The following is a 12,692-nucleotide window of genomic DNA, read 5'->3' as shown; positions in this document are numbered from 1 at the left end:
TTGGCGCAGAGCTGCCTTTGGCATTGATGCAACACGGTGGCTTTAGTATCAACTCAGCCTTATATCAAATTACTGTAGTAGGCTGAATGGTATTTTATCTTTAATATAAAAGTGTTTTTTATAATTGGCCATTTAATTAGGGCCCAAATCTGAATAACCTGCAATAGACAGTTAAAAATTGACATTAAAATTTTACTATTTAAACGGAGTTTTTGTGTGAAGCCGCCATTTTTTTATATTATATCAATTCTTAATACCAGCAGAATGCTTTGTAAAATTATAGCTTTAGGATGCGGGCAAAAATTATGCTTCCGTCTGTTTTTTTCTTTTTATGCCGCTTTAATTACATTTAGCACTTCATTTTAACCAGAAATAAGCAAGTCTAAGCTTAAATAATCAATTATACAGAGCCATCACAAAGCAGTTCTCTACTCAACAGGGGGAAGCACTTATTGCAATTAATTTCAACTAAAGATAGCGACAGCAGTCAGAGCGCCAAAATTCATGCTCTATACCAGAGAACTACTAATAAAAATTTATAAAAAACTGAACTTTCTTTCCCAACAGTTTCCAAAATAATGCTTACACAATACTTGCATTAGCAAGAGAAGCTGAAGGAGATGCTCCGCAAGCAGAGGATCCGATATTAAGTTTTACATTAGATCAACGATCTGACTGAAAGAATATCCTAAAAAATATTAAATATCAGATTCGCTGACTGCCAGCTGGCTGCGACTAAATTATTTTCCAATTGCAAATACAGTTAGACAGATTAAAACAACTATGAAAATTCACTTAGGATTCATAAGCTTAGATTTTCATATATGCATATTCCAAACCAAGCCCACAAAATCTTAAAAAACATTGATGGGATAACTGGAAATTAATTCAGCAAGAAAAATAATGCAAAATTTCCCATATAAGAAGATGGCCGCCTGCAATTTCATTTTTCATTTCCTATATTGCTAAAATACAACTTATTAATCTAAAAAATCAAGAATCTTATTTTACATCACGCGCCTTTATTTTTACAAAAAAATGAAATTTAAATAGCATCATTAAATCGATTTCTAAAAATACAAGCAGATAAACAGAGGAAAAAATGTAAAATCATAGATTTCTCCTTGCAAACTCTTTATTCGCTGCATCTGCTATTGTTTTTGTTATGTTTTTCCCCGGATTAGCAAATAGCAGATTATTTTGCAATTCTTCCATTGTCCACACGTAATCCACCTTGTTTTTCTTTGCATAACTGCTTATCGCCTTATTTACTACTGATATGTAGGGCTGAATTTCTAATATGAACTGCTGCTCAAGCATCCTGTTATAACTTTTTATCCGTGTGGCCAATAGCTTGTCTTCTTCCTGCAAGAGGATCAGTTTTTCTTTGTCCAAGCTATTCATACGAGCTTTTAATTGATCGATCGTTTCTCCTTTTTCCACAGCGTAAAGATTTGATAGGCCAACATACTTATTTTGCAGTTTAGCGCGCTCTGTCTGAATTTCTTGGGTATATATTAACTTGAGGCTGTCCAGTTTTTTATATTTGCCCTTATAACCGTCCAGCTTTGCAAAAACAGAGTCTCTATAAACATAAACATGCTGCTGTGCCTGTACTTGCAGGCTAAACCAAAAAATAAAAGCTAAAAGCCTATTTAACTTATTATCCATATTTTGAATTAATTATAAATCAATAAAGGAAAGACTCAAAATTTACTTAATTATTTGCCTGTATAGCAAAAATATAATTTTCACCACTATCTTCAAGATGACCAACATTACCAAAACCTACCGAATCAACATCCATTAAATATAGTCTTGTGGGAGTGGTTATATTTACCTTAACAAACCCAGATGCAAACATAATAGAAGAAGAAGTTATCGCTCCTGCACCATTTGAAGAAAGATTCAGCATTAAAAAAGAACCGATATAAGAAAATCCAGAAGTTGAATAACTATTTGATGCAGATGAATAACTTAACCGTGCAGCGTAATTTGTATTTGGCTGATTATTTCCATTCACCAATACGCCAGTATAAATAAAAAATTTACCAATGGGCAGATCAATGTAGGCATTAAGATATGTAACTCCCGGAGCAGTTCCGAAAGGGCTATACACGCTAGGAACTACCCCAGTAAAAGTATTAACACCAGAAGCCGCCCAAGTGGCCACACCATTTGCATCACTAGTTAATACTTTGCCAATAGATTGTGTACCATCTTCAATTCTTAGTGCTCCAGATGTTCCGCTGAAAAGATGCAAAGTCGTGGTGGGTGATGCCGTACCCATACCCACCCGATTGTTTTGTGCATCTAAACTAAAAGTGGTGCCATCCACAGAAAAAGCATTTGTGGCTGTAGAAGTAGAAGTGAAAGCAAAGGAATTTGCACCACCCGTCACGACAGTTGGTCCGCTTAATGACCCACTGCCCTTGTATATCCCCCCAGTTCCGGCTGCCAAATCCGCATTTACAATTGTTCCGTCTAAAATCTTGTCGGTGGTTACAGCATTTGCTGCTAGAAAACCATTGCTCACCCCAAGAGAATTCAAAGAGATAACTGGTGCCGTTGTCCCTGAAGCTACTGCAATAGGCAACGTACCAGTTACGCTGGTTACGGTACCATTGCTTGGCGTGCTTAAAACCCAGCCCGTTCCATTCCACTGCATTACCTGTCCAGAGACCGTCCCTGATGTCATACCTATTTTGAATGGATCTGCATTTGTGCCAGTTCCACTTCGGGTTAACCCCCTGTTTGCTAATACGTCAGTGACCTCATTCCCAACAACGCCGTCAGCCTCAGAAAAAGCGCTTGGCGTTATGGGGCTCCAAGAGGTTCCATTAAAGGATAATATCTGTCCGTTTACCGGAGCTGTACCAGAAACTGGAGTCCCTTGCAAACCGCTTACTTTTGGCACTAAAGCTGTAGTTCCAGATCCTGCCAGGTCTCCAGCCAATTGCACTTTACCTGTTGCTGCCGTGGTAGCATTGGGAATATCAGAAGCAGACCAGCCCGTTCCATTCCACTGCATTACCTGTCCCGAAGCTGTGCCGGATGTTATGCCTATTTTATATGGATCTGCATTTGTGCCAGACCCACTGCGGGTCAGACCGCCGTTTGCTAATACGTCAGCAACTTCATTCCCAACAATGCCGTCAGCCTCAGAAAAAGCGCTTGGCGTTATGGGGCTCCAAGAGGTTCCGTTAAAGGATAATATCTGTCCGTTTACCGGTGCTGTACCAGAAACTGGAGTCCCTTGCAAACCGCTTACTTTTGGCACTAAAGCTGTAGTTCCAGATCCTGCCAGGTCTCCAGCCAATTGCACTTTACCTGTTGCTGCCGTGGTAGCATTGGGAATATCAGAAGCAGACCAGCCCGTTCCATTCCACTGCATTACCTGTCCCGAAGCTGTGCCGGATGTCATGCCTATTTTATATGGATCTGCATTTGTGCCAGACCCACTGCGGGTCAGACCGCCGTTTGCTAATACGTCAGCAACTTCATTCCCAACAATGCCGTCAGCCTCAGAAAAAGCGCTTGGCGTTATGGGGCTCCAAGAGGTTCCGTTAAAGGATAATATCTGTCCGTTTACAGGCGCTGTACCAGAAACTGGAGTCCCCTGCAAACCGCTTACTTTTGGCACTAAAGCTGTAGTTCCAGATCCTGCCAGGTCTCCAGCCAATTGCACTTTACCTGTTGCTGCCGTGGTAGCATTGGGAATATCAGAAGCAGACCAGCCCGTTCCATTCCACTGCATTACCTGTCCCGAAGCTGTGCCGGATGTCATGCCTATTTTATATGGATCTGCATTTGTGCCAGACCCACTGCGGGTCAGACCGCCGTTTGCTAATACGTCAGCAACCTCATTCCCAACAACGCCGTCAGCCTCAGAAAAAACGCTTGGCGTTATGGGGCTCCACGAGGTTCCGTTATAGGATAATATCTGTCCGTTTACCGGTGCTGTACCAGAAACTGGAGTCCCCTGCAAACCGCTTACTTTTGGCACTAAAGCTGTAGTTCCAGTTCCTGCCAGGTCTCCAGCCAGTTGCACTTTACCTGTTGCTGCCGTGGTAGCATTGGGAACATCAGAAGGATTTGCCAATACCCACTTCAAACCATCATTATAATAAAAACCCGGAACAACATTGTAAGGAAAAGTACCCGATGTCGCCGTGTTATATACAGTCATTCCAGCAATATGGCTAGTCATTGGCAATGCTGAATTAGTTGCCGTTAATGGCACACGCGGAATTACCAGACCCTTCTTATTTCCAACATCATCGCCCATCTCTACTAAAGCATCAGCTTTTGTAGCAATTCCGCTTCCTCCAATTTTTGTTTGAGCCTGACAATATAATATTAGCCCAAACATTGTAGTTGTAAATATTAATCTCTTCATTTGTTTTTTTTATTAATAGAAGTAATCTTCTTACATTCAAAAAATATTTTCATTTAGTTATTAAATTGAGATCTCAGTTAGAGCTGTTATTGTTACCTGCACCCAATAATAAAGCCGGCAGCCGCCTTTTTTATATATGGACACCATTCAAAGGCATTATCACCTATTTAGCTAAAATTGTTTAACTAATGCTGGAACAGAACAGAAACTGAATCAAACAATATTATTTCAATTTCCAAAGGAGTAAAAACACTAAAAACAAGATTTAAATCCCTTTTAATCCATTAATTTCATGCCAACCAGCAATCATTGTTGCGGGTGCTAGAGAAGGAAAGTTCAACAGCTGATTCCTTCGCCACAGGAATAGGTTTACATAACATCAAACCTCACTGCTAAAAAACGCTCTTAATGCATCAATTAAATTTCCTCCAATTTTATGTCTGAGCTTATTTGAATATATGCTCCGAAATAAAAAAACTGCTAAATGATTAAGAACATCCAAAATGCCATCTCTATTGCACTATATTTTGAAAAGGAAAGTTTCAAATCTTTCTCGTCAAAAAACAAAAGCTAATCCCTGCAATAAAGAGTAAGATCAAGATGAGATAATAATTCATGGAATTGCGAAAAGGCATATTCCATGGACCAAATTGAAAATTCAATTTCCATAGCTGCTCTTTAGCAATTTAAATGGAAATAATAATAAATTCAGTCCTTCTATTTTTTTGATGTTCAGCTTCACTGCAATCTACATCATCAGAACAGCCATTCACAAGCTGATTCTCACCATATCCCTTACCGCTCAAACGGTTAGGGTTAATGCCATTTTTAACTAAATAAGCAGTTACAGATTTAAATCTCTCTTCAGAAAGATGCAAATTATAATTCTGAAAACCGCGACTGTCTGTATACGACCTTATATCAATATGCATATTAGGATAAATCTGCATAACTGTAACAATTTTTTGAAGATCCGCGATGGCATCTCGTCTAAATCTCTTTTTATCAAAGTCAAAGTAGATTGTCTTAATTCCCAGCACTTTCGCTAAATCAATTCCTTCATCAGCCCTGACAAGTTTTTTCTGCAGCAGGATTTCTGGAACTCCAAATTTAGCCATATATTTTTCACTCGTTGTAATTTCACTTGTGATATATTCCTGATCCGATATTCTAATATGATACTCTGACTTTTTATCCGCTTTGAATGAATATTTGCCTTCCTTGTCCGTTTTTGTTTCCCCAATTTTATTTAATCCGGCATCATAAAGTTCTACTGTAATTCCAGAAAGTGCCCTATTAGAAATTTCCTCATTAACGATTCCTGAAATAATAAAATCACTTATATAAATAAGCTTTTCCAATTCTTTAAAACCGTAAATATCATCATACCCTTTTCCTGCTGCCCTGTTAGAACTAAAAAATCCATTATTCTTTTCATTAATAATAAAAGAAAAATCATCAAAAGAGCTATTAATTGGTTCTCCAATATTATAGACACTGGAATACTTTTCGTCTTCATAAGGAGCAACAAAAATGTCAAGCCCGCCTAAACCGGGATGACCGTCAGAGGCAAAATAAAGTTCATTGGCATTTGACATGAAAGGAAAAGTTTCTGTTCCCTCAGTATTTATATCTGATCCCAAATTTACAGCATCACCAAAACGGCCATCTTCTGAAATGCTGACTTTATAGATATCTGCATTCCCATATCCTCCTTTTCTGTCAGAAACAAAAAATAGTGTTTTCTCATCAGAACTTAATGCAGGATGGGCTGTATTACAATCTAAGCAATTAATAGGCAGCTCCTGGATATTAGACCATTTATTTTCAACGAATTCAGCTTTATAAATTTTAAGCAAAAAAGCTCCTCTTCTGCTATGTTTCGCACCTTTCGCAGCATTTCCAGTAAAATACATTGTTTTGCCGTCCTTAGTAAATACAGCAGAGGAGGTATGAAATTTATTACTACTAGCCATTTCAATCTTTCGTCCATCATTGACAGGCATGAATTTCTCGCTATCAAGTTCCACTATATACAAATTGTTAAAAGGACTGTTGGTCCACCTATCCACTTTTTTAAAAAGTTTCCCATATTCTTTATTAGACGAGTAAACAAGCTTATTTTCGAAAAAAGCAGGTCCAAAATCAGAAAAAGAAGAACTCACTGATGTTGGCTCTATTAAAAAACGTCCAGAATTAGCTTTTATCTTTGAAAGATATTCCTCCTCCTTCAGATACAATTTGGTTCTTATTTGATCTCCCACGACATGGCTGAAACGGTTCATTATTTCAGCCGATCTTTTATAATCCCCAACAGACTTTAAAGTTTGCGAAAATCTGTAATAATATTCTACTTCAATTTGTTCGTCAAGTGCAAACAATTTTGAGTACCACTTATTTGCTTCTATATAATTGCTATTAAAATAATAGGAATCCCCGAGTTTCTGCAGTAACTCAACACTTTCAAATCCTTTATTAGCAACCTGCTCATATACTTTTAAAGCATCTATATAAGCACGGCTCTCAAATAGTTCTTTGCCTTTCAGGAGTTTACTTTCCTGTGAGTTTGACATAAAACAAAAAAGTAGCAACATAAATAATATAATTTTTCTTATTCTCATTTTTCAAAATTTTAAAAGAATCTGGGATTTATAACACGGTTAAACTTCTTGAACAATTCAAACCTCAAAAAAAATTCATGAGAACCAGCGTTGTAATATGAAAGTTGTGATGTTTCAGCGTCATAAGCATAACCAGCGAAAAATCCGTCTGTAATCTGAAAACCGGCCATTGCACTAAAAGATGAATTCCATCTATAACCTGCGCCCAATGTCAAGATATTTCTGTAAAGAAAGTTTGCTGATATATTAACTTGAATAGGCGCGCCTATAACTGCTCTTACCAATGTTGCAGGTTTGAATTTAAAATCATCATTTAGCGAAAAAACATATCCAGCTATAAAATTAAGATGCATTTTGCTTTTTATAGCCGAATTGGAATTTCTTGCATAATGACTAGTTTCCAAAATATTGGGAATCGAAAACCCAGCATAAGAATTATCAGAATATGCATATACACCAACCCCAACATTTGGAGAAAACTGATTATCAATATTATTCTGCAGTTGAGAATCGTCGGGGTTATAGATATTAAGTCTATTAAAATCTACATTAAGAAAATCGGCAGTTCCTCGTAAACCAAATGCTACATTATAAAAATTATCTAAATCAAAAGTGTAAGAAAAATCAACAGATATTGAATTTTCGTCCATAGGACCAATCTTATCGTTTAAAACAGATAGTCCTAATCCAACTTTATCACCTACCGGCGAATGAACTGAAAAATTATTTGTTACAGGCGCCCCCTCTAGCCCAACCCACTGATTACGGTGTAGCCCAAATATACTCAGACAGTCTCTAGAGCCAGCATAAGCAGGATTAAAACTCAATGTGTTGTACATGTATTGGGTATATTGAGATTCCTGCTGGCTCCATGCGCTTAAAGATATCAATAAACAAAAACCATAAATCTTTTTAACAACTATTTTACCGATATTTGGTATTTTTTTTTTCATTAGTTCTTTTTTAAATATAAGTATCCTGCTTTTTTAATTGTCCCAGCTTCAAACCCAGGACGATCATATTCGTATTCAACAACATAAAAATATGTACCGTCAGGAAGCCCTTTTTTCTCTTTTACAGTTCCTGTTCCCTCTGAAAATCCATCAAATACATTCCCGCGAGTATCATAATCATTTGTTTCAAAAACCTTAGCTCCCCATCTATTATATATCATAACCTTATTTTTATAGTTTTTAATTCCATCGATTAAGAAATAGTCATTTACACCATCTCCATTAGGCGTTATTCCATTATAAATAAATAATCCTTCCTCTTCTAATTTGACCCGCGCTAATGTAAAAATGCCATATCCTGAAACGAATGAAGCAGTTCTTACCGTTTTAGCATTCTTGTCAACAATTCCTCCTTCATCTATCCAAAGTTTTCGCTTTTCATCCCACCTTACTACATGAAGCGACTCTATTGGATCAGTAATTATTGAGGCCTCAGTTGTCCTTTCATCCCAACTCAATGTAACCAATAATTCCTTAGCCCCAGTAGAATTTTCAAGTGACCAGTATTCCGTGTCATCAATATCAGTTATTACAGGTTCTTTATCTTCATAAGTATATTTTGAATTCTCAAAGAAATATTTACATATTACATTAGTATTGCTTTGAAAAGGTGCTGAAACATGCGCAGATCTAAAATGATTTTGATCTCCAACAGGATACAAAAACTCTGAATTGCCTTCCTTCATTACATACCCATCAACATAGCTCTGGTCCGAAGAACCGATATGTTCGGCATTATTTAAAAAAATAATGCTTCCACCGTAACTATCATCATCGACAATACCTCTTAAAAATTCAACTCCAGAATTGATCGTAATATCTCCAGAGAGAAGAAAAGCCGGCCCAGCATAATTGTTATTGAACAGAACCTTATTAAATTCACTTAATATACTGCCTGAGATATTTTGAGGCAAATTACCTTCGAAACGGGTATATCCAGAATAGGCAGGGTTGTAAGTGCTTACTCCATCATTATTGAAATTTCCTTTAAAAATCACTTCACCATTATTCTCATAAATCCCGTAATTATTGAAATCTGACATCACTGACAATACCGTGCCCGAACTTACATACAGATCTCCAGCATTAAAGGTTTGCGCCCTACATATAAATATGGCAATTAGAAATAGACAGGAACCATATTTACATGAATATTTCATAATAATTTAAATTAACCCGTTCATAATAATAATAAAATCCCCTCATGTGCACACTCATTCATTATTCAAATCCCGTCAAATAATTTATTTTTCTAAGGCAGATAAAGCAGCAAATTATCAGTAGATTATCAAATTAGAAGAATACAATATTGCAATAGCAAAAAAAATCAACTTTTCGTTTCTTTCAGCAGCTCTATCACTCAAAAATTTAATGTCCTGCAAGAATAAACTATCTTATCGATTAGCTATAAAACATTGTCCCAACAAATTTATATTTGTTAATGGACATCATTATATTGCCACTAAAAAAATACTAGTATTTTACATGTTCTTCTCCATTCACTGACAAAAAAATAACAGATACATCGTTAACGATAAACAAGCAGCAAATACATTAAAACAAATAACCTGTTAATAATCCTCGCCAACATAAAAGGAAATTTTATTGCTATTAAAATAATCAGTATACTCTATTTTTTTGATTTAACTAATTCTTCCAAATTCACTAAACGCTCTTGCAATTTTCTGATTTCCATTTCCTTACCATCCATATCAGCCTTGATTTCATTAATAAAAATTTCTTTAGCTTCAAGCTTTCTCTTCATTTCAATAATATGAAGGTATAATTCCTCAATTTTTTCCAGTGACTGAATAGAAAGTTCGTTTAAATTATAGATATAATCTCCTTTCTCATTTTTACTCAAATCCTTAATTCCTGTGACCCCAGGCAAATGTTTATTTGCATTAATATATTTTTCTACTTCTTCTAAAGATTTAAAGGAATAGTCAGATTTTAACACTGATGTTCCATCGAAATAATCTTCAAAAACATAATCAGCATAAGTAGAAGTGTTTGAAATTATGGCCCCATTGACAGCAAGCTTGACATTATTATCTAAAGTGTTCATCATATTAGATGTGCCAATGCCAACAGTGCCCAATTGGTAAATATTATCACTATTTGTCCTAGCTTGTGAAGTTGTACCTGTAATTCTCCATGGTTCAACATCAACAATTACCTCAGTACCTCTCTCGTTTATATAGGTATAGGTGCCGTTGTTATTGTCCGCTAAAGTTGTCACAGTCTCATTTTTGCCGACCAGAGAACCAAGGTCCAAAACGTTTGCAGCGCCATCCTCGTCCCTGTAGGTCAGCGTGTTGGCCGATGTGTCATACACAAGGCTGGTAAGGGTCTCATTGGCCTTGATAAGGCTGTTTATCTCCGTAACAACAGCAGGATTCGTAAAGATATTGTTCGCATTGCCCGTAACAGATGCCGGAACGTCTATAATGGTAACCGTGCCGTTCTCGCTCGTATAGGTATAGGTGCCGCTGCCTGTGGATGGCAGCGTGGTCACAGTCTCATTTTTGCCGACCAGAGAACCAAGGTCCAAAACGTTTGCAGCCCCATCCTCGTCCCTGTAGGTCAGCGTGTTGGCCGATGTGTCATACACAAGGCTGGTAAGGGTCTCATTGGCCTTGATAAGGCTGTTTATCTCCGTAACAACAGCAGGATTCGTAAAAATATTGTTCGCATTGCCCGTAACAGATGCCGGAACGTCTATAATGGTAACCGTGCCGTTCTCGCTCGTATAGGTATAGGTGCCGCTGCCTGTGGATGGCAGCGTGGTCACAGTCTCATTTTTGCCGACCAGAGAACCAAGGTCCAAAACGTTTGCAGCGCCATCCTCGTCCCTGTAGGTCAGCGTGTTGGCCGATGTGTCATACACAAGGCTGGTAAGGGTCTCATTGGCCTTGATAAGGCTGTTTATCTCCGTAACAACAGCAGGATTCGTAAAGATATTGTTCGCATTGCCCGTAACAGATGCCGGAACGTCTATAATGGTAACCGTGCCGTTCTCGCTCGTATAGGTATAGGTGCCGCTGCCTGTCGATGGCAGCGTGGTCACAGTCTCATTTTTGCCGACCAGAGAACCAAGGTCCAAAACGTTTGCAGCGCCATCCTCGTCCCTGTAGGTCAGCGTGTTGGCCGATGTGTCATACACAAGGCTGGTAAGGGTCTCATTGGCCTTGATAAGGCTGTTTATCTCCGTAACAACAGCAGGATTCGTAAAGATATTGTTCGCATTGCCCGTAACAGATGCCGGAACGTCTATAATGGTAACCGTGCCGTTCTCGCTCGTATAGGTATAGGTGCCGCTGCCTGTGGATGGCAGCGTGGTCACAGTCTCATTTTTGCCGACCAGAGAACCAAGGTCCAAAACGTTTGCAGCGCCATCCTCGTCCCTGTAGGTCAGCGTGTTGGCCGATGTGTCATACACAAGGCTGGTAAGGGTCTCATTGGCCTTGATAAGGCTGTTTATCTCCGTAACAACAGCAGGATTCGTAAAGATATTGTTCGCATTGCCCGTAACAGATGCCGGAACGTCTATAATGGTAACCGTGCCGTTCTCGCTCGTATAGGTATAGGTGCCGCTGCCTGTCGATGGCAGCGTGGTCACAGTCTCATTTTTGCCGACCAGAGAACCAAGGTCCAAAACGTTTGCAGCGCCATCCTCGTCCCTGTAGGTCAGCGTGTTGGCCGATGTGTCATACACAAGGCTGGTAAGGGTCTCATTGGCCTTGATAAGGCTGTTTATCTCCGTAACAACAGCAGGATTCGTAAAAATATTGTTCGCATTGCCCGTAACAGATGCCGGAACGTCTATAATGGTAACCGTGCCGTTCTCGCTCGTATAGGTATAGGTGCCGCTGCCTGTGGATGGCAGCGTGGTCACAGTCTCATTTTTGCCGACCAGAGAACCAAGGTCCAAAACGTTTGCAGCGCCATCCTCGTCCCTGTAGGTCAGCGTGTTGGCCGATGTGTCATACACAAGGCTGGTAAGGGTCTCATTGGCCTTGATAAGGCTGTTTATCTCCGTAACAACAGCAGGATTCGTAAAGATATTGTTCGCATTGCCCGTAACAGATGCCGGAACATCTATAATGGTAACCGTGCCGTTCTCGCTCGTATAGGTATAGGTGCCGCTGCCTGTGGATGGCAGCGTGGTCACAGTCTCATTTTTGCCGACCAGAGAACCAAGGTCAATACTGTTGGTTTCTCCATTTGAGTCAATATACGTGAAAGTATTTGCTACTGGATCATAAATAACATTGCCTCCTGCGGCATCTGAAGATCCAAGAATTCGATTCCATTTGTCGTTATACCAGTAATAATAACCAGGTAGAATGTCAGAAAAAGTGTTTGTATTAAAAACCAGAAGACTATTTTGGTTTCCATTTTTTATTGTAGTAACATCGGTAGTTCCTGCCAAACCAACCCGAGGAATCAAAATTCCCTTATCAGACGAAACCACGTCTAATTGAGCAGATGGATTTGGAACATTAGTACCGACACCAACCTGAGCAAATCCATAATAAAATGAACCCACAAAAAATAAAATAAAAATTTTCTTTCTCATAAAATTAAGAATTACACAACAAAGATATTTCTTATAAAATCAGCAGAAAAACTCGAGAAGCTGTCTTTTGTACCAAA

The 12,692-nt window shown here is 38.5% G+C and carries 6 protein-coding genes; all 6 read right to left on the bottom strand.

The window, feature by feature from the left end:
- Positions 1 to 1,110 precede the first annotated feature (1,110 nt).
- The 6 genes from M0M44_RS11110 to M0M44_RS11085 all read right to left on the bottom strand — a co-directional run bounded on the left by M0M44_RS11110 (position 1,111) and on the right by M0M44_RS11085 (position 12,615).
- Positions 1,111 to 1,671: an OmpH/Skp family outer membrane protein gene (locus M0M44_RS11110; RefSeq protein WP_248729812.1), complete on the bottom strand. Its 561-nt coding sequence runs from the start codon at positions 1,669 to 1,671 to the stop codon at positions 1,111 to 1,113.
- A 46-nt stretch (positions 1,672 to 1,717) separates the two neighbouring features.
- Complete coding sequence (locus tag M0M44_RS11105) at positions 1,718 to 4,399, bottom strand: beta strand repeat-containing protein (RefSeq protein ID WP_248729811.1); 2,682 nt, start codon at positions 4,397 to 4,399, stop codon at positions 1,718 to 1,720.
- Between the two features lie 686 nt (positions 4,400 to 5,085).
- The gene (locus M0M44_RS11100) at positions 5,086 to 7,020 is read right to left on the bottom strand and encodes an OmpA family protein (RefSeq protein WP_248729810.1); all 1,935 of its coding nucleotides are present in this window, start codon (positions 7,018 to 7,020) and stop codon (positions 5,086 to 5,088) included.
- A gap of 11 nt (positions 7,021 to 7,031) precedes the next feature.
- The gene (locus M0M44_RS11095) at positions 7,032 to 7,973 is read right to left on the bottom strand and encodes a PorP/SprF family type IX secretion system membrane protein (RefSeq protein WP_248729809.1); all 942 of its coding nucleotides are present in this window, start codon (positions 7,971 to 7,973) and stop codon (positions 7,032 to 7,034) included.
- On the bottom strand, positions 7,973 to 9,076 hold the full coding sequence (locus M0M44_RS11090) for a T9SS type B sorting domain-containing protein (protein ID WP_248729999.1): 1,104 nt from the start codon (positions 9,074 to 9,076) through the stop codon (positions 7,973 to 7,975). Before M0M44_RS11090 ends, M0M44_RS11095 begins: the two co-directional genes overlap by 1 nt.
- Before the next feature lie 587 nt (positions 9,077 to 9,663).
- Positions 9,664 to 12,615, bottom strand: coding sequence for a beta strand repeat-containing protein (locus tag M0M44_RS11085; protein ID WP_248729808.1), 2,952 nt, complete (start codon positions 12,613 to 12,615; stop codon positions 9,664 to 9,666).
- Between the last annotated feature and the right edge of the window lie 77 nt (positions 12,616 to 12,692).

It is taken from the genome of Flavobacterium humidisoli (assembly GCF_023272795.1).
Lineage (GTDB): Bacteria > Bacteroidota > Bacteroidia > Flavobacteriales > Flavobacteriaceae > Flavobacterium > Flavobacterium humidisoli.
Note: the sequence above shows the minus strand (reverse complement) of the source record. Positions and strands in the feature narration are given on the sequence as shown.